The sequence below is a fragment of the Chryseobacterium sp. AC405b genome (assembly GCF_979258685.1).
The window spans coordinates 3217602-3235756 of sequence record NZ_OZ409877.1 but is presented as its reverse complement, the minus strand read 5'-3'; the positions used below and the strand labels follow the sequence as shown (position 1 = coordinate 3235756).

Below are 18155 nucleotides of genomic sequence, written 5' to 3'. Positions count from 1 at the left end.
GAAGTTCTACACTTTTTTTTATTTTTGTTGAATTGTAAATAAAAAAGAATGAAAAGATTATTATTGTTTGTGATGATGTGTGCGAGCATTTCATTTGCATTTGCTCAAAAGAAAGGAGATAAAATTTCAAAAGTCGTTACATCTGAGATCAAATGGTGGGGTCACAAGGTTGTAAAAACAGTACCAACGTCACATTACGGCACCCTGAAACTGAAAAGCGGAAAGTTTACTTTTGATAAGACGGTATTGGTAGACGGTGAATTTGTGATTGATATGAGAAGTCTTGTTGTTGCAGATTTGTCTGGTGCTGATCAGGTGAAATTAACCAATGATCTGAAAGGACCGACTTTTTTTGAAGTTAAAAAATTTCCTACCGCTAAATTTCATTTGAAAAAAATAATTCCTTTGGCTAACAGCGAGTACAATTCTACCATCGTTGGTGATATTACCATCAAAGGAGTAAGAAAAACGATTTCGTTTCCTGCAAATGCTCATATAACGCAATTCACAGTGGAAATTGAATCTTCCAGATTTTCTTTAAACAGAAAAGATTTTAAGGTTTTCTATCAGAGTTCACTGAAAGATTATTTCATTAAGGATGAGATGGATATTCAGTTCAAATTATCTACTCAGAAAATTGATAACGAAAGACCTAGATAAGGTTAAAATTTCATAAATCATTATGGGCAGCTTTTTTTAAGTTGTCCATTTTTTTTATTTTAGTAGTGCGAAATGGATTTGGTAAAAAATCTTTTTAGAACTTATAGCGATTAAAATTTATTTAAACTAAAGCTTATCGGCTTTAATAAAGCTTGACGCATTTATAATACAGATGAAAATATATGTAGTAAGTGGTTTGGGAGCAGATTTTAAGGTTCTGGAGAAACTGAAATTCCCTGAACAGCACGAAATCATTTTTATAGATTGGATGATTCCTGATTTAGATGAAAGTTTTGCAGATTACGTAGCTAGAATGGCTGAGAAAATCGATACAACCGAACCTTTTTATCTTTTGGGTTATTCTTTTGGCGGAATTATGGTGCAGGAATTAAACACCTTAAAACCGGCTGAAAAAGTTGTAATCATGGGAAGCATCAAATCAGACAGAGAAAAATCCCGTTTGATCAAGATGGGCGAGGTCACAAAGATCCCAAAATATTTACCTGTTCGTTTTTTTAATGATCAGACTTCTGTTTTTTATACAAGGCTGAGAAAGTTTTTTGATCCTAAAAATCCCAAAGTTATTGAGTATTTCCAGGTACGGGATCCTTATTATCTGAAGTGGTCAGTCGAAAGAATTTCAGAGTGGAAGTTTGAAGAAAATCCAGATGTTATTCAGATTTTAGGTGATCGGGATATTGTTTTTCCAATAAAAAATTCTAAACCCAATTACATCATTAAAGGAGGTACTCATCTTTTTCCGGCGACAAAACACAAAGAAGTTTCAAATCTGTTACATGAGATTTTTGTTTAAAAATATAAATTAGCCCTAAATTAATTAGGGTTTATTTGTGTTTAATACTGTTTTATAAAAATTTATTTATAATTTTGATGGGGTTATAAATAAAAATATATGAAAGTTGGCTTGAAATGGAAAATTTCATTTGTAATAATTTCTTTAATAGCAATTGGCGGATTATTCTGGAAACCAAGTGTCGATTTGCCAGATACAGGGGATTTTTTGGGTGAAGAAAATATCGTGGGAGCTGATGTCGCCTGGATTTTAGCCGCAGCGGGACTCGTTCTTCTTATGACACCCGGGCTTTCATTTTTTTACGGCGGAATGGTAGGCAAGAAAAATATGATTTCTACAATGTTGCAGAGCTTTATTGCATTAGGTGTGATATCTATCTTGTGGATCGTTGTGGGTTTTTCGCTGTCTTTTGGAGATTCTTTAGGGTTTGAAATAAACGGCGAGCATTACGGAATTATCGGTAATCCGTTTACCTATCCTTTTTTTAATCATGTGAGCGTATATCCGCATAAAACGATGGCTTCCACCATTCCATTTATTTTATTTGCTTTGTTTCAGATGAAATTTGCCGTGATTACGCCTGCTTTGATAACGGGTTCATTTGCTGAGCGCGTTCGGTTTATTTCCTATCTCTTATTCATGGTACTTTTCAGTCTTTTCATTTATACGCCGCTTTGTCATATGGTTTGGCATCCGGAAGGTCTTTTAAACAAATTTTTCAGGATTAAAGATTTTGCCGGCGGTACGGTTGTTCATATGAGTGCAGGTTTTGCTGCTTTGGCGGGTGCAATTGTTTTAGGAAGAAGAAAAAATCCGCATCATGAACCTTCTAATATTCCTTATGTTATTTTAGGAACAGGAATGCTTTGGTTTGGTTGGTTTGGTTTTAATGCAGGTTCAGCTTTAAGTGCAAATGCCACAGCTGCGATTGCTTTTGGTACCACCACAATTGCTTCAGCTTCCGCTATGATAACCTGGATATTCTTTGATCGGATTAACGGAAGAAAAGTTTCTGCTTTAGGAGCCTGCATTGGTGCTGTCGTTGGTTTAGTGGCAATCACTCCTGCATGCGGATTTGTTTCTATTCAGGAAAGTCTGTTTATAGGATTTGTCGCTTCCATTGTTTCTAACCTCATGCTCAACTGGAAAGCTTTAAAGAAAATCGATGATACTCTGGATGTTTTTGCCTGCCATGGAGTAGGAGGAATTATGGGAATGATTCTCACCGCTATTTTTGCACATGGCGAAAATGCCAGTTTGCTTCACGGCGGAATAGGAGTTTTTGCACACCACATGATTGCTCTGGTTTTGGTTTCCGTATTCACATTTTTCGGTTCATTACTTTTGTACAAAATTACCAACCGCATTATTACGCTTCGTGTTTCTGAAGAGTCGGAGAATATGGGATTAGATATGTCTCAGCATGAAGAAAGCCTGAAATGGTAATATGGTCATAAAATCATCAGCAATTTGTATTGGGGCAGCTTTATCCGCCCTCCGTTCCCGCTTTTTTTTGGCATTGCGAACGAAGTGAAGCAATCTCCAGAACTTTTCAGCAATCGCAATGACAAAAAAAGAGCTCCACTCAGGTCGGGCTGCAACAATTCTGTGTTTAAAATGTAAACATGATTATCTCTACATTAAGCCTTTCGTATCCTTCATTTTTTTAGAATTTATCCTGTATATTTGCGTTTCATGAAAAGGAAAATTACGTATGGAATCTATATCGGTTTTTGAGATTATCAAAGTTGGAATTGGTCCTTCCAGTTCGCACACCATGGGACCCTGGAACGCAGCTTCGGCATTTATCAGAATTATAAAAAGAGAAAGATCAATTGCTGAAGTAAAAGAAGTTTTTTTGGAATTCTTTGGTTCACTTGCCAAAACAGGAATCGGTCACGGTACAGATATCGCCGGAATGTTGGGATTAAATGGGGAAGATTTTAAAACAATCAATACTTCAAAAATTGATGATATTGTCAGTCACATCAAAGAAAGCCAGATTCTTAATTTAGGCGGAGAAAAAGAAATTCCTTTTGTTTACGGACATCATTTGGTTTTGAATAAGGCTCAGTCTTTAGACTTTCACCCGAATGGAATGATCTTCAAAGCTGTTTTCGAAGATGGTACAGAGCTGGTTCAGGATTTCTACTCCGTTGGTGGTGGTTTCATTGCAAGCCAGGAAAAAAACTCTATAGAAAAACAATGCGTCCGCACTTTATATCCTTGCCATCACGGTTCAGATATTTCAAAATATTGCGAGAAATTAGGTTTTGATAAAATTTCAGACTTAATTTTAATCAATGAAGAAAGCTGGAGAACGCAGGAAGAAACAAGATCGGAAGCTCTTAATATCTGGGAAAACATCAAAGAATGCATTTATAAAGGAGTTAATAAAGAAGGTATTTTACCGGGAGGGCTCAATGTTACACGCCGTGCAGCCGGAATGAACCGAAAATTACTGGGCGAACAGATTTATAAGAATAAAGACGAATGGTTTCAACAAGTCGTTGACGCCGAAGAAAATTTCACCAATATCAATAAATGGATTGCGTGTTTTGCGCTCGCTGTAAACGAAGAGAATGCTAGTTTCGGAAGAATTATCACTGCGCCAACTAATGGAGCAAGTGGTGTGATACCTGCAGTTTTAATGTATGCACAGGCTTTTACTCCGTTTAAAAGTGATGATGATATTGTAAGATTTTTACTGGTCGCAGGAGAAATAGGTACTTTATTTAAAAAAAATGCGACAATTTCTGCAGCGATGGGTGGTTGTCAGGCAGAGATTGGCGTGTCATCAGCAATGGCTGCGGCAGGCTTAACGGAAATTCTGGGTGGAAGTGTAGGTCAGGTTTTGATGGCGGCAGAAATCGCAATGGAACATCATTTGGGTTTAACATGTGATCCGATCAGAGGTTTAGTTCAGATTCCCTGTATAGAAAGAAATACGATGGGTGCGATAAAAGCAATCACAGCAGCCAATATCGCTCTTGAGAGTAATCCCGCAAAAGCAAAAGTAAGTTTAGACCAGGTTATCCAAACCATGTGGGAAACTGCTTTGTCGATGAATGACCGTTTCAAGGAAACTTCCGAAGGTGGTTTGGCAATTGCAGTGAATGTGTCGGAATGTTAAATTTAAAATTAAAACTTGATGTAAAAAACGTCCTGCTGTTATACTCAAAACATCAGGACGTTTTTGATAAAAGATAGAGCTTTTACCAAAAGACCAACTCCTTTTTTACTTATCTAAAATTTCTCTTATTTTATTGGCATTTTCGATCAGTTCACCCAAATATTCAAAATTTTCTTTTTCCAGAGCAGATTTGAATTTTCTGAGTTGAGAAATATGTTCGTTCAAAACATCCAAGACATTTTCTTTGTTTTGTTTAAAAATAGGAACCCACATTTCCGGGTGAGATTTTGCCAGACGTACTGTGCTTGAAAAACCTGAACTTGCCAGTTGAAAAATGGTTTCTTCTTCTTTTTCTTTCTCCAAAACCGTATTGGCTAATGCATAAGATGTGATGTGAGAAATGTGAGAAATATAAGCGGTATGAACATCGTGCGCTTCAGCATTCATGTAAATCAGATGCATATCTAATTTTTCTACAAGATTTTGAACCAATTCTAAAGCATCTTGAGCAGAATCTTCACGATCACAAATCACTCCTGCTTTAGCGGAAAAACTTTCGGCAATGGCAGATTTCGGACCATTGTTTTCCGTTCCCCACATCGGGTGAAAAGCAACAAATCTTTCTCTTTTCGGATGGTTTTTTACCGAGTTTACAATTTCTGCTTTAGTAGAACCAACATCCATCACTGTTTGCGTGTCTGTAATTAAATTTAAAACTTTGGGTAATATCTTTCTTGCAGCATCTACAGGAATGGCGATGATGATGAGATCAGAATTTTTGACTGCAGATTCTAAATCCATCTTTTCATCAATAATATTTAAATCAAATGCTTCATTTAAATGATCCTGGTTGTTATCGATTCCGTAGACGATATCTACCATTTTTTTCTCTTTTAATTTTAATGCGATTGAGCCTCCAATCAATCCGACACCAAGAATGCTTAATTTCATTTTCTTTCAATTTAAAAATAAAAAACCCCGTCCGAGGACGAGGTTTGAAGTTATGTAACAAGAATCTCTATCCCAAATCTGAGCTGAAAATTCTATAATAATATGTTCCGTTTTTGTTAATCACCAAGCGAAGATAGTGTTTTTAATTTATTTAAAACGTGAATGATGAATTTTGCTTTGCTGGTGAATAGTCAATTAAAATACATCTATTAAATTTACTTTCGAATGAAATTGACTTGCAGGTAATTCACTATCCATCAATTACGGATTGCTAATAATCAGTGTGGAAGGAATATCCGAAAGCCATAGACTTTTTGAATCAATCAATCCACGCCAGCTTTTTTTACTGATAAGCATTAAATCCTGACCGACAAGAAATTCTTTCTCAATTTTCTTCTCGTTATACAACGTAATGTGATTGGGCGCAACCTGCTCGATACTTCTAATGAGTTCTTTCACTTCAATATTACTTCTGATCTGTCCGGCAACATCCAAAATAATAATCTGAGAATTGTTGTTATTAATCAGTCTTTTCGCATATTCAAGCAGATAAAAGTCGCTTAAATTAAAAATAGGTACAAATACTTTTTCTGCTGAGGTAAAACCTTTTTCCACCAAAACTCCAACAGGAATGTTGGTTTTATCTAAAATCTGCAGGGTAAAATCGTCAAAAGGCGAACTGTTGAAAATATTGCTTTTCCCTTTTACCGTATTCAGTAATTTTTCAGGATTAATAATCTTTGTGGTGAAACCTAAAAGTCTTCCCAATAAGCTTCCTTCATACATCGATTTACCGAGCATGATAAGCAACAAATCGTAATTTCCTTTGTTTGAGATGCTTGTAAGGTCACTTTCAATGTCTGTAGAAGCCTTAAAAAGAGTATTAACTTCTACCTGAAGATCATTTGAAGTTTCTATGACGTTTTTAAATTGCTCATTTTCGTAGTCCTCCATTTCATACGTGTGCATTTCGTCAACCGGAGCAATATTCATGGCGGTAATGCTTTTGTTGCCGTTCATTTTGTGTGTGAAATCGTTTGCCAGTTTCAGAAGGGTACTTCCGGATTCCGGATTGTCAAATGAGAGCAAAACGCGGTATTTTGAGTCATTTTCTTCGTTATTTTTGTCTTCGTCTTTTTTAGATTTAAACATATAATTAATGAGATCTAAAGCAGGTCCTGTCATAAAAGTAGTAAATAATGCCATTATTACCATCATCGCAAAAATTTCAGGACTTAAAACACCCAGATCATATCCTATATTTAAAACAATAAGCTCCATTAAACCTCTGGTATTCATCAGGGCACCAATGGTCAGACTTTCCTTCCAATTAATACCGAGAAATTTCGCAGTTAAGGCACTTCCCGCAAATTTCCCCACTACAGCGACCAAAATGATTGCACCTGCCGTCATCCACAAATGTCCTTCGTTCAATAAACCAATTTGTGTACGAAGTCCTGTGAATACAAAGAAAAGAGGCAATAATAATACAAGAGCAACATCTTCCACTTTATCAATAAACAATGTTCTGAATTTTGCATTTTCCGGCATAATAGCTCCCGCCATAAATGCTCCGAACAAAGCGTGAATTCCGATAACTTCTGTCGCGTATGCCGATAAAATCAACGTCAGAAAGAAAATAGCTACCATCGGTTTGTTGATGGTGTTTTTTCCTGCCTGTAGATCTCCTATTCTTTTCAGGAAAGGTCTAACGATTTTAATCATTAAAAATACGTAGCCTATTGCCATCAAAATCACATAGATAGAACTTGCAAATGAGCCGGCCTTTACAATCGCAATCACCGCTGCCAAAATACACCACGCCGTAATATCGTCTGCTGCTGCGCAAGTGATAACAATAGTTCCTAATTTTGTTTTTTGGAGATTTCTCTCCTGAACAATTCTCGCCAAAACCGGAAATGCTGTTATGCTCATCGCAATTGCGATGAACAAAGCGAATGAAGTAAACTGAACGCCGTCTGGCGCAAATTCACGATAGACAAAGTATGAAAGACCAATTCCTAATGCAAAAGGAATGATGATACTTGCATGACTGATCACCACAGCATCGTGTGCTTTTTTTCTTAATACACTCAAATCGAGCTCCATTCCTACAATGTACATGAATAAGATGAGCCCGATCTGACTTAGAAACTGAAGATTTCCTAATGATTCTTTAGGGAAAAGAAAAGCGGAAAATTCCGGGAAATACATTCCCAAAAGTGAAGGTCCTAAAATAATACCGGCGATCATTTCACCAATTACGCTGGGCTGCTTAAGTTTAATGCAAATCCATCCCAAAAATCTTGCTGCCATAATGATGGTGACAATCTGTGCCAGCAAAAGAGCCAAAGGATGATGAAGATTAGTTTTGAATGATTCTGAAAAATTATCCCAGGAAGAACCGTTATGTGTTTTAACAATGATGTTTTCTCCCACTTCCAGCGTCTGTCCCTGTATCATAAACCAATATATGAGGCTTGAAAAAACTGCGATGGTGACGATGTAAAAGATGATATTTCTGTATTTAGCCAAATTCATGATTCCCTATTTAGATTGCAAATCTCCATAGAAATATTGGATGATAAATGCTTTTTAAATTTAAATGTAATGAATAGTTTGAATAATGTAATGAAACTATTTGAAGCTGTAGCTCAATCCTACAACCAATTTCCGGTTTCGTTCTTTGTATTGTTTTTGTTTTTGTAATAAAGTGGAATTTGCAACACCAGATGCTTTAATTTCAGATGAATTTTCCTGCGCAAAAAAGTAATATTTTAAAAGATTTACTTTCCGAAGATTTCCATCAGATGAGTTTTATACGTGTCACCAATCTGAAGTTTAAGAAAATTTTCTCCGTCCAGAGACAAATTTGTAATAATTTCGTTGGTCGAAAAAGCTTTGATTGCCGAAATGGCTATAATCTCCTTTTTATTGATCTGGGCAAAATCATTTGGAGTTAGCATTTCTAAAAGAGATTTGAAATTAAGATTTTTCAAAACAATCGTTGAATGATCTTTGAGGATGATTTCTTTGTCACGACTGTCAATTTCAGAAGTTTTGATATAAGAAATCTGCTCTGTGAAAATAAGTGTTTTACCGATATTTGTATTCCATTCGATAAAATCTTTTTTATGAAAATTGGCGTTGATTTCTTTGACTTTATCAAATGCCTGAACGAGTCTTTCTTTTTTAATAGGTTTTCTCACATAATCAACCACATTAAGGTCAAAAGCTTCCGCAGCATATTCTTTGTAAGCGGTTGTAAAGATGATTTTTTTTGAATCTGAGAGTAATTCTGCCACCTGAAGACCATTCATTCCGGGCATTTCGATATCTAAAATGCAGACGTTGCAGTCGAGGTTATTTATTTCGCTCAGGAAAATTTTAGGATCGTTAAAAGCCTTGATAACTTCTACGTTTTCTATTTGCTCACACAGAAGCTTCAGATAGCTTATCGCCAGTAATTCGTCATCTAGTATAACGCATTTTATCGTAGAACTCACCTAAATTTATTTTTAATTCTGCTGTGAAGATACCATTTTTCGAACTTCTGTTGAGATCGTAGGAGTTGTTATAGATCATTTTTAAACGTTGATCCAGAGACTGGCTTCCGAAGCCGCTTTTCTCTTTTTCCAAAACATTTTTCAGGGATGCTTTGTTGCTTACTTTCATCGTAAAAATTCTGTTTTCCAATTCAAGATGTACCGCAATGAAAGAATCAGAAGCCAGGAAATCGGTATGCTTAAAGGCATTTTCAATCAGGTCAACAGAAATCAACGGGGCAAAAACTTTTTCTTCATAAATTGCATCTGACTTATCAATTTTAGATTTTATTCTGAAATCAAAAAGCGGATTGATCTTGATTTTATTAATTTCGATTAAGCTCAAAGCAAAGTTAAATTCTTCTTTGGGACTTACGAATTTGTTGTTGCTTTCGTACAAAATATAATCCAGAACGTTTGACAGTTTATCCAGAGACACATACGTTTGGTACGCATGAGATTGTACAGAATTTAGAATATTTTTGAAAAGATGAGGATTTAATTTGGTGCCGATATGCTCTAGCTGCACCTCATTTAATTTCTGCTCTATCAATTGATTGGTTTCAGACAGTTTTATATTTTCATTCTTCAGTTTTTGATTTTTACTGAAAAAATAGATACACAAAGCAAGCAGAAAAAAAATAGCAAAAACCCCTATGAAGATCAGATAATCATGAATCATATAGTAATTGCCCTCCATCTTTTATTTTATTTTCTTTAAGCTCAATAACTGTGTTTCTTCCGCACATTTTTCGAAGGTAATTTCATAACGCGGATGGTCTTTCGGGTAAGAAATAAGATAATCAGGACACGGTTTTTTTTGAGCGTGACTTCGGTCAAAATCTACTTTTCCTTCCGTAATGATGCTGTCTTTTATGAATTTTTCGTCCATTTTTAAAGCAGTCATTTCAGTTTTAAATTGATCGGAATATTTAAAATCTTTGGAAAGAGTTTCGGCGATAACACGGCTGTTCGGTAAATATCCGCTGCAGCTTGCACCTTTTTTATTGAGAACAAAAAATACAATAGCAAGTCCCGGAATAAGACCAATTAGAAAGAATTTAATTTTTTTCATGTGAAGATTAGCGTTTCTGCTAAAAAATTAAAAGATTGATGTCATGATAAGTAAGTCCGAAACGGTCGCAGATCACCTTTTTGGTATGTCTGCCTTTGTACATGTAAAGACTCTGTTTCATTTCGTTTTTGCGAATCAGCATATTTTCAAAACCACCTTCCAGATCATAGTTTAAGATATATGAAAGGAAAAAATTTGAGATTGCTTTGGTTGTGGTTCTCGGCATTTTTGAGGTTAGATTCGGAAGTCCGCAGTGAATTACGCCATGTTTGACGATATAAGGATCATCCATTGTGGTCAATTCTGAAGTCTCAATCACTTTTCCATTGTCTATCGCAATATCAATGATGACACTCCCTTTCTTCATTTTGCAAACCATTTCTTCGGTAACAATCGGCTGCATATTCAATCTTGGAAGGGCGCCAATGACAACATCGGCACGTCTCAGACTTTTACTTAATTCTTTAGGATCGATAATAGATGTCGGAACACGGCTGTCAACCAAAGTGTGAAGTCTTCTAAGTTTAGAAAGTGAGTTGTCGAAAACTTTTACACTTGCTCCCAAACCGATAGCGGCTTTTGTAGCAAATTCACCTACGATTCCTGCACCTAAAACGACAACTTCTGTGGGTCTTACTCCCGTAATTCCGCCAAGCATTAATCCGTTAGAAAGAGCTAATAATTCTGAAGCGTATAAAATGGAAACTGTACCTGCAATTTCTCCGATTAAACGTACCAGAGCTAATTGTTTGTATTCATCAACAATAAATTCAAAGGCAATGGCGTTGATTTTTTTCTCTGCTAATTTGAAAAAGTATTCTTTATCTCTCAAATTGATTTGTAATGCAGAAACGAGATATGTATTGGGTTTGAAAAAATCAATTTCTTCTTCTGTAGGCGGATTGACTTTTAAAATTAAATCCTGGCTGAAAGCTTCTTTCGGATCATTTGTAATAATCGCTCCCGATTCTGAGTACTGAAGGTCTGTAAAAAAAGATCCTTGTCCTGCACCCGATTCTACAATAATCTCATGACCGTGCTGTACCAAAACCTGCACTGCATCGGGCGTTATACAAGTACGTCTTTCATTGAGACAGGTTTCTTTAGGGATTCCTATGCTGAATTGCTTGCCTTTTTTAACAATTTCCAACTTTTCCTCCTTTGGCATTAATTCTTCCTCGGAAAAAGGAGTAAAAATATTTGTGGTACTCATTTTAAATTCAATTATGACTTACAGAAAATTAAAAAACAATCGATTTCTTCGAACAAAGATACATAATATTTACTCGAAACTGATTTCTCTGCTTTCACCGTTATTGTGAATGCTCATCGTGTGATATTTTAGTCCATACAATTCTTCTTCGTAAACTTCCGGCCATTCTATGATGCACAAAAAAGCGTTGTCAAGATATTCTTCAATGCCAATATCGAAAACTTCCTCAATGTTTTTCAGACGGTAAAGGTCAAAATGATAGACTTTTCCTTTGGACGTATTGTATTCATTCACAATAGAGTAGGTAGGAGAGTTTACTTCATCTTGACTGCCTAATTTTTTAAGTAAGAATTGTGTAAATGTAGTTTTTCCGGCTCCTAAATTTCCTTTTAATAATAAAATGGGATGTTGAAGTTGGGGAAGAATTTCTTCTACAACTTTTTGCCAGTCGTCTAATTTTGTAATGTTGATATTCATCTTAAAATTTTAGCAAAAATACTCAAACATTACAAATACATACAGTATATGCATATATTTGTAACGTATTAGAATTTTATTTTATTTTACACGATGATTTCCAAGCAGACGATCGATAAAATATTTTCCACAATCCGGGTAGAAGAGATTGTGGGCGAATATGTGCAGTTGAAAAGAGCAGGATCCAACTTCAAAGGTCTGAGTCCGTTTCATGATGAAAAATCGCCGAGTTTTGTTGTCTCCCCAAGTAAACAGATCTGGAAAGATTTCTCGACAGGGAAAGGAGGAACTGCGATTTCTTTTTTAATGGAAATAGAGAATTTCACGTATCCTGAAGCACTGCGACATGCCGCAAAAAAATACGGAATCGAAATTGAAGAAGACCAGCGTGAATTTTCTGAAGAAGCAAAAAATGCCCAGTCTGAAAGAGATATTCTCTATAAAATTCATGAGATTGCTAATGACTATTTCCAAAATATTTTATGGGAAAATGAAGAAGGAAGATCGATTGGCCTGTCATATTTCAGAGAGCGTGAACTGAAAGATGATATCATCAAAAAATTCCAGTTAGGATATTCTCCCGAAAAGAAAAATGCTTTTACAGAATTTGCTTTAGAGAAAGGCTATTCCAAAGAAATTTTAGAAAAATCGGGACTGTCTATTTTTCCTGAAAATTCTCCGGCAGGAATTGACCGTTTCCGGGAGCGGGTAATGTTCCCGATCCATAGTTTTTCGGGAAGGGTTTTAGGATTTGGCGCAAGAATCCTTAAAAACAATATTAAAACTGCTAAATATCTCAATTCTCCTGAAACAGAGATTTATCACAAATCAAATGTTTTATATGGATTATACCAAGGTAAACAGGCGATTTCGAGAAAAAATATCTGTCTTTTGGTAGAAGGTTATATGGATGTTATTTCGCTTCATCTTTCAGGAATTGAAAATGTGGTGGCGAGTTCCGGAACTTCTCTTACGAACGAACAAATTAAGTTAATTAAAAGACTTACGGAGAATGTAACCATTCTTTTTGACGGTGATAACGCAGGAATTAAAGCGAGTTTCCGAAGCATTGATATGTTGCTGACGGAAGGCATGAATATTCGTGTTTTGCTTTTCCCGGAAGGTGACGACCCCGATTCTTTTGCAAGAAAACATCCGCAGGAATACGTTGAAAAGTTCATCGAAACTGAAGCGACTGATTTTATTGATTTTAAAGCTGAAATTCTTTTAAAAGAAGCAGGAACCGATCCTATAAAAAAGGCAGAAGCCATCAGAAATATTGTAAAGTCTGTTGGTTTTGTGCAAAATGCGCTGAAAAGAGAGGTTTATCTGAAAGAAGTTTCCAATAAATTCGGACTTTCTGAGCAGAGTCTATTTAATGAACTGGATATTCAGAAGCAGATTACTCAAAATCAGACACCGAGAACTCCACCGAAAGAAAATGTTCAGCCTAAACTGGAAATCGTTCCTGATAGTGTAGAACAAGTAGATCCGATTATGTTTGATCTTTTAAAACAGGAAAATAATCTGGTCAATCTAATGTTAAATTTCGGAGATGTTGTTCTTCAGCGAGAAAACGAAGCACACGAAAAATACGATATTACAGTCATTGAAGAAATTCTTCATCATTTTGAAGAAGAAAATTATGAGTTTCAGGTTGAGCTCAACAAAATTATCATCGACAGCATCAAAGAAGGAATTCAGAATGAAGAACTAAGAAAAGGAAACTTTTTCGTCACATTTATGGATGAAAATATTACTTCAAAAGTAGTGGATGCCATCATGCCTTTAAATGATTTGGAAAACTGGGCCTCAAGAAATATTTTTCCGCCCAATTATGGCGATAAAATCAACAGCCAGGTGGAAGGTGATATTTTGATTCATAAATTCAGATACATCGATTATTTAATTAAAGAAACTGCAAAAAACCTTGAATTGAATAAAGATGACGAAACAAAATATTTTGAAAGCATCAAAAAAATAACTTTGCTGAAGCAGGCTTCCATGCAACTGTCGGAGATTTTAGGATACTCTCCGATAAAAGCAATTTATGTGAAAAGGTAGCAATTTAGCTACAATGTTACAATTTGTAAAGTGTTTTACATTCAACTTGGAATTGTAATTCTGCCAAAAAGTCCTATAAAATTTTAGGAATAAAAATTGTAAATTACATCTTAATTAATTTAAAAATATACCAATAGAAATATGGACATTAAAAAAGAATTCAGAGATTTCTCTGTAAAACACTTAGGAAACAGTGGTCTTGTTACCGATCAGTATATGGGAATGTATGGTCCATACCAATCTTACTCCTTATATCATGGAAGAAAGAAGAATGAACGTAGCCCAGATGGACGTTTTTTCTCGTCTGATGATGGATAGAATTATCTTTTTGGGAACAGGTATTGATGATCATGTTGCCAATATTGTTACTGCTCAGCTTTTGTTCTTAGAAAGTGCAGACCCTTCAAAAGATATTCAGATTTACATTAACTCTCCAGGTGGAAGTGTTTATGCAGGTTTAGGAATTTATGACACGATGCAGATTATTAAGCCAGACGTTGCAACAATCTGTACAGGTATTGCCGCTTCAATGGGAGCTGTATTATTGGTTGCAGGGGAGAAAGGAAAGCGTTCTGCGTTGAAGCACTCTAGAGTGATGATTCACCAGCCTTCTGGAGGTGCACAAGGTGTGGCTTCTGATATGGAAATCAACTTGAGAGAGATGTTGAAGCTGAAAAAAGAATTGTACGACATTATTTCTGAACATTCCGGACAGACTTACGAATGGGTAGAAAAAGCGTCTGACAGAGATTACTGGATGACTTCTACCGAAGCTAAAGAGTTTGGAATGGTAGACGAAGTTTTGCAGAGATCAAAAGAAAAGAAGTAATTTTTTCGAAATAGTATAAAGAAAAACACGTCGATTGACGTGTTTTTTTGTTTCAATACAAACGGGCTTTAGCCGGTTTAAAACGATATTGTTATGATTAATTCCTTTGGCTTTAGCCAAATCCTATGAATTAAAACCTTCAATAATTTTAGAAAAATCTTCCAGTTTCAAAGCAGCTCCACCAATTAATCCACCGTCAATGTCCGGTTGAGAGAAAATTTCTTTGGCATTATCCGGTTTTACAGAACCACCGTAAAGTATTGACACTTCGTCAGCAACTTCCTGTCCGTATTTTTCAGCAATAATTCCTCTGATGTGAGCGTGAATTTCCTGTGCCTGTTCCGGACTTGCCGTTTCTCCTGTTCCGATTGCCCAAACTGGTTCGTAAGCAATTACCACCTTTTTGATTTCTTCAGCAGAAAGCGTGAAAAGTGCAGTTTCGGTCTGAGTTTTTACAACGTCTAAATGTTGTCCTGCTTTTCTTTGTTCAAGCGTTTCACCATTACAGTAAACAGGAATTAAACCTTTATCTAAAGCTAATTTCACTTTTTTGTTGCAGCTCTCATCATTTTCACCGTGATACTGTCTTCTTTCAGAATGACCGATTAATGAACCGTTTACATCAATAGATTCCAGCATATCAACAGAAAGTTCACCGGTGTAAGCACCACTTTCAAATTCGCTCATATCCTGAGAAAAAACTCCGATCTCATTTTTTTCGAAGATGTCTTTTGCCATCATTAAGTATAATGAAGGTGGCGCAATCCAAACCTCACAATTGGTATTGTTGTCATTTTTATAACCTAATAACTGAATCATCAACTGCTGTGCTTCAATTACATTTTTGTTCATTTTCCAGTTTCCTGCAACTATTTTTCTTCTCATAGTTTATTTTATTTATTAATTCCTTCCAATTTAAACATAAAAGCATACACCAAGGCTGTATCTTTGAGGTAATCAAATCTTCCCGAAGCACCGCCGTGACCGTAAGCCATATCTGTTTTTAATAACAATATATTTTTGTCGGTTTTTAAATCTCTTAGTTTTGCAACCCATTTTGCAGGTTCAAAATATTGTACCTGAGAATCGTGTAAACCTGTGGTAACCAAAATATTCGGGTAGTTTTTCTTTTCGATGTTTTCATACGGAGAATAAGACTTCATATAAAAGTAAGCATCTTTATTATTAGGATTTCCCCATTCGTCGTACTCATTGGTGGTTAACGGAATGCTTTCATCCATCATGGTGTTCACAACATCTACAAAAGGAACTTGTGATATGATACCATTCCATAAATCAGGTTTCATGTTCACGATAGCTCCCATTAACAAACCACCCGCACTTCCTCCTTGAGCATACAAATGTTTTGGTGAAGTATATTTTTCTTTCACTAAATATTCCCCGGCATCGATAAAATCTGTAAAAGTATTTTTCTTTTTCATCATTTTACCATCTTCGTACCACTGTCTTCCCATTTCCTGACCTCCACGGATGTGGGCAATAGCATACGCAAAACCTCTGTCTAAAAGACTTAGTCTTGTACTGCTGAAAGTGGCATCAATCGAATTTCCGTAAGATCCGTAAGCATATAGCAGAAGCGGACTGTTTCCATCTTTCTTATACCCTTTTTTATACACAATGGAAATCGGAATTTTTGTGCCGTCTTTAGCAGTTACAAAAAGTCTTTCTGTGATGTAATTTGCTTTGTTGTAACCGCCTAAAACTTCCTGCTCTTTCAGTAAAACTCTTTTGCCTGTTTTTAAATTTTGCTCAAACTGAGAGCTCGGAGTAACCATTGATGTATAACCAAAACGGAAATTATCCGTATTGTATTCAGGATTACCCGATGGATAAACGGTATAAGCAGGTTCATCAAATTTCAGAAAATCTTTTTTACCTGTTTTTCTGTCATAAATGACCAATTGTGAAAGTCCGTTTTGTCTTTCACTGAAAACCAAATAATTTTTGAACTCACTGATCCCTTCCATCAAAACATCTTTCCTGTGGGAAACAAAATCTTTCCAGTTTTCAACGCCTGTTTTGTCTAAAGGTGTTTCAACGACTTTAAAGTTTAGAGCGTCTTTATTGGTTGTAATTAAAAAACGGTCTTCTAAAGGAGTAACGTCATACAAAACATCTTTCATTCTTGGTTGAAAAACTTTGAATGTTTCGTTCGGTTTGTTGGCATCCAGATACCTTGTTTCTGAAGACGTTGTTGCTCCGGAATAGATCATAATGAACTTTTCGTTCTTAGATTTTCCGACACCAATGTAATTAGTTTTATCTTTTTCTTCGTACACCAAAACATCTTTTGATACATCAGTTCCTAAAAAGTGTCTGAAAATTTTCTCGGTAAGAAGTGTTTCAGGATTTTTTGATGTGTAGAAAATTGTTTTATTATCATTCGCCCATGTTGCAGAGCCGGTGGTGTTTTTAATACCAAGATCTGTCGTCTTGCCTGTTGTAAGATCTTTTAAAAATAATTTGTACTGCCTTCTAGAAACATCATCTACTCCGAAAATCAATCGGGTATTATCTGGACTGATGCTGAAACCTGATGCTGAATAGTAGGCGTGACCTTCTGCCATTTGATCTACATCCAGGAGAACTTCTTCGGGAGCAGTAAGACTTCCTTTTTTTCTGCAATATTTAAAATACTGTTTTCCGGTTTCTGTGCGGCTGTAGTAATAATAACCGTTTTTAAAAGTTGGAACGGTTTCATCTTTTTCTTTAATTCGGGCTTTCATTTCCTTAAAAAGCTGATCTCTGAAAGGCTCTGTGTCTTTCATCATTCCTTCCCAATAAGAATTTTCAGCCTTCAGATAATCAACTACTTTTGAAGAATCTTTTGCTTTTTTAAAATAGTCGATCATCCAGTAATAAGGATCGTTTACCTTATCTGAATGAATCTCTCTGATGTGTTCCTTTTTTTCTGCAACAGGTGCTTTTAAGTCGGGGAATTTTTGAGATTGAAATGTCGCAGAAATACTCATAGCTAATAATCCTAAATGAATTTTCTTCATGGTTATATTTTTAAGTTTAAGCCAGATTCCAAAGATTTTTCAGAAGCATATAAAAAGTATGTTCCTCATCAGTAACAATATCATCAGCTTTAATCAGTGTTTTAGCAAACTGAATAAAGTTTAGACGCTCTTCTTCTGTAGAATCGTCTAAGAAACAACGCCCGTGAAATTCAAAATGGTCTTTCCATTCTTCCGGCTGAAGCAATGCGATGGCTTCCAATTCGTTATCTAAATTTATTTTAAAAGGAAACTCGTCAGCCAGATATTGCTGCACCAACATTCCTTCTTCGGGAGCAAATTCTCCGTCCACAGATGAAAGAATCATTAATAAGTGATAGCCGGCGATTGATTTATTTGATTTTTGCATTTAA

The 18155-nt window shown here is 35.7% G+C and carries 15 protein-coding genes and 1 pseudogene; 6 read left to right on the top strand and 10 right to left on the bottom strand.

What is annotated here, in order from left to right:
- Positions 1 to 48: 48 nt before the first annotated feature.
- The 4 genes from ACZZZA_RS15460 to ACZZZA_RS15445 all read left to right on the top strand — a co-directional run bounded on the left by ACZZZA_RS15460 (position 49) and on the right by ACZZZA_RS15445 (position 4607).
- Positions 49 to 660 carry a YceI family protein gene (locus ACZZZA_RS15460; RefSeq protein ID WP_463433255.1) on the top strand — a complete coding sequence of 204 codons (612 nt, stop codon included), beginning with the start codon at positions 49 to 51 and terminating at the stop codon, positions 658 to 660.
- Positions 661 to 832: 172 nt separating this feature from the next.
- Positions 833 to 1474 (top strand): alpha/beta hydrolase, encoded by a 642-nt coding sequence (locus ACZZZA_RS15455; protein ID WP_463433253.1) that lies wholly within the window; start codon positions 833 to 835, stop codon positions 1472 to 1474.
- Positions 1475 to 1573: 99 nt separating this feature from the next.
- Positions 1574 to 2920 carry an ammonium transporter gene (locus ACZZZA_RS15450; RefSeq protein WP_463433251.1) on the top strand — a complete coding sequence of 449 codons (1347 nt, stop codon included), beginning with the start codon at positions 1574 to 1576 and terminating at the stop codon, positions 2918 to 2920.
- Positions 2921 to 3188: 268 nt separating this feature from the next.
- Positions 3189 to 4607 carry an L-serine ammonia-lyase gene (locus tag ACZZZA_RS15445; protein ID WP_463433249.1) on the top strand — a complete coding sequence of 473 codons (1419 nt, stop codon included), beginning with the start codon at positions 3189 to 3191 and terminating at the stop codon, positions 4605 to 4607.
- 105 nt (positions 4608 to 4712) lie between these two features.
- On the opposite strand, the gene ACZZZA_RS15440 is transcribed toward ACZZZA_RS15445, so the two are convergent.
- The 7 genes from ACZZZA_RS15440 to tsaE form a co-directional block, all read right to left on the bottom strand.
- A complete protein-coding gene (locus ACZZZA_RS15440; protein ID WP_463433247.1) occupies positions 4713 to 5558 on the bottom strand; it encodes a prephenate dehydrogenase in 846 nt (281 codons plus the stop codon).
- A gap of 261 nt (positions 5559 to 5819) precedes the next feature.
- The gene (locus tag ACZZZA_RS15435) at positions 5820 to 8099 is read right to left on the bottom strand and encodes a cation:proton antiporter (RefSeq protein ID WP_463433245.1); all 2280 of its coding nucleotides are present in this window, start codon (positions 8097 to 8099) and stop codon (positions 5820 to 5822) included.
- 245 nt (positions 8100 to 8344) lie between these two features.
- The gene (locus tag ACZZZA_RS15430; protein WP_463433243.1) at positions 8345 to 9064 is read right to left on the bottom strand and encodes a LytR/AlgR family response regulator transcription factor; all 720 of its coding nucleotides are present in this window, start codon (positions 9062 to 9064) and stop codon (positions 8345 to 8347) included.
- Positions 9030 to 9803: a histidine kinase gene (locus tag ACZZZA_RS15425; protein WP_463433241.1), complete on the bottom strand. Its 774-nt coding sequence runs from the start codon at positions 9801 to 9803 to the stop codon at positions 9030 to 9032. Before ACZZZA_RS15425 ends, ACZZZA_RS15430 begins: the two co-directional genes overlap by 35 nt.
- Positions 9804 to 9806: 3 nt before the next feature.
- Positions 9807 to 10178 (bottom strand): hypothetical protein, encoded by a 372-nt coding sequence (locus tag ACZZZA_RS15420; RefSeq protein ID WP_463433239.1) that lies wholly within the window; start codon positions 10176 to 10178, stop codon positions 9807 to 9809.
- A gap of 19 nt (positions 10179 to 10197) precedes the next feature.
- Positions 10198 to 11391: an alanine dehydrogenase gene (locus tag ACZZZA_RS15415; RefSeq protein ID WP_463433237.1), complete on the bottom strand. Its 1194-nt coding sequence runs from the start codon at positions 11389 to 11391 to the stop codon at positions 10198 to 10200.
- A 69-nt stretch (positions 11392 to 11460) separates the two neighbouring features.
- On the bottom strand, positions 11461 to 11868 hold the full coding sequence (tsaE, locus tag ACZZZA_RS15410) for a tRNA (adenosine(37)-N6)-threonylcarbamoyltransferase complex ATPase subunit type 1 TsaE (protein WP_463433235.1): 408 nt from the start codon (positions 11866 to 11868) through the stop codon (positions 11461 to 11463).
- A 93-nt stretch (positions 11869 to 11961) separates the two neighbouring features.
- Here tsaE and dnaG point away from each other — a divergent pair, with 93 nt between their 5' ends.
- Both dnaG and clpP read left to right on the top strand, forming a co-directional pair.
- Positions 11962 to 13932 carry a DNA primase gene (dnaG, locus tag ACZZZA_RS15405; protein ID WP_463433233.1) on the top strand — a complete coding sequence of 657 codons (1971 nt, stop codon included), beginning with the start codon at positions 11962 to 11964 and terminating at the stop codon, positions 13930 to 13932.
- Positions 13933 to 14073: 141 nt separating this feature from the next.
- Positions 14074 to 14761, top strand: a pseudogene (gene clpP, locus ACZZZA_RS15400) (ATP-dependent Clp endopeptidase proteolytic subunit ClpP).
- A 123-nt stretch (positions 14762 to 14884) separates the two neighbouring features.
- Here clpP and tpiA read toward each other — a convergent pair.
- Genes tpiA through ACZZZA_RS15385 form a run of 3 tightly spaced genes read right to left on the bottom strand, consistent with a single transcriptional unit; the run spans position 14885 to position 18151 of the window.
- Entirely contained in the window at positions 14885 to 15646 is a 762-nt protein-coding gene (tpiA, locus tag ACZZZA_RS15395) for a triose-phosphate isomerase (RefSeq protein WP_463433231.1), read from the bottom strand.
- Positions 15647 to 15654: 8 nt separating this feature from the next.
- Entirely contained in the window at positions 15655 to 17784 is a 2130-nt protein-coding gene (locus tag ACZZZA_RS15390) for a S9 family peptidase (protein WP_463433229.1), read from the bottom strand.
- Positions 17785 to 17800: 16 nt separating this feature from the next.
- Complete coding sequence (locus tag ACZZZA_RS15385; RefSeq protein WP_463433227.1) at positions 17801 to 18151, bottom strand: tellurite resistance TerB family protein; 351 nt, start codon at positions 18149 to 18151, stop codon at positions 17801 to 17803.
- Between the last annotated feature and the right edge of the window lie 4 nt (positions 18152 to 18155).

Coding starts and splice junctions, on each gene's coding strand:
- ACZZZA_RS15385 (WP_463433227.1), bottom strand. CDS start 18,151: ATGCAAAAATCAAATAAATCAATCGCCGGCTATCACTTATTAATGATT.
- ACZZZA_RS15455 (WP_463433253.1), top strand. CDS start 833: ATGAAAATATATGTAGTAAGTGGTTTGGGAGCAGATTTTAAGGTTCTG.
- ACZZZA_RS15460 (WP_463433255.1), top strand. CDS start 49: ATGAAAAGATTATTATTGTTTGTGATGATGTGTGCGAGCATTTCATTT.
- dnaG (WP_463433233.1), top strand. CDS start 11,962: ATGATTTCCAAGCAGACGATCGATAAAATATTTTCCACAATCCGGGTA.
- ACZZZA_RS15445 (WP_463433249.1), top strand. CDS start 3,189: ATGGAATCTATATCGGTTTTTGAGATTATCAAAGTTGGAATTGGTCCT.
- ACZZZA_RS15390 (WP_463433229.1), bottom strand. CDS start 17,784: ATGAAGAAAATTCATTTAGGATTATTAGCTATGAGTATTTCTGCGACA.
- ACZZZA_RS15415 (WP_463433237.1), bottom strand. CDS start 11,391: ATGAGTACCACAAATATTTTTACTCCTTTTTCCGAGGAAGAATTAATG.
- ACZZZA_RS15450 (WP_463433251.1), top strand. CDS start 1,574: ATGAAAGTTGGCTTGAAATGGAAAATTTCATTTGTAATAATTTCTTTA.
- ACZZZA_RS15440 (WP_463433247.1), bottom strand. CDS start 5,558: ATGAAATTAAGCATTCTTGGTGTCGGATTGATTGGAGGCTCAATCGCA.
- ACZZZA_RS15425 (WP_463433241.1), bottom strand. CDS start 9,803: ATGGAGGGCAATTACTATATGATTCATGATTATCTGATCTTCATAGGG.
- tsaE (WP_463433235.1), bottom strand. CDS start 11,868: ATGAATATCAACATTACAAAATTAGACGACTGGCAAAAAGTTGTAGAA.
- ACZZZA_RS15420 (WP_463433239.1), bottom strand. CDS start 10,178: ATGAAAAAAATTAAATTCTTTCTAATTGGTCTTATTCCGGGACTTGCT.
- tpiA (WP_463433231.1), bottom strand. CDS start 15,646: ATGAGAAGAAAAATAGTTGCAGGAAACTGGAAAATGAACAAAAATGTA.
- ACZZZA_RS15435 (WP_463433245.1), bottom strand. CDS start 8,099: ATGAATTTGGCTAAATACAGAAATATCATCTTTTACATCGTCACCATC.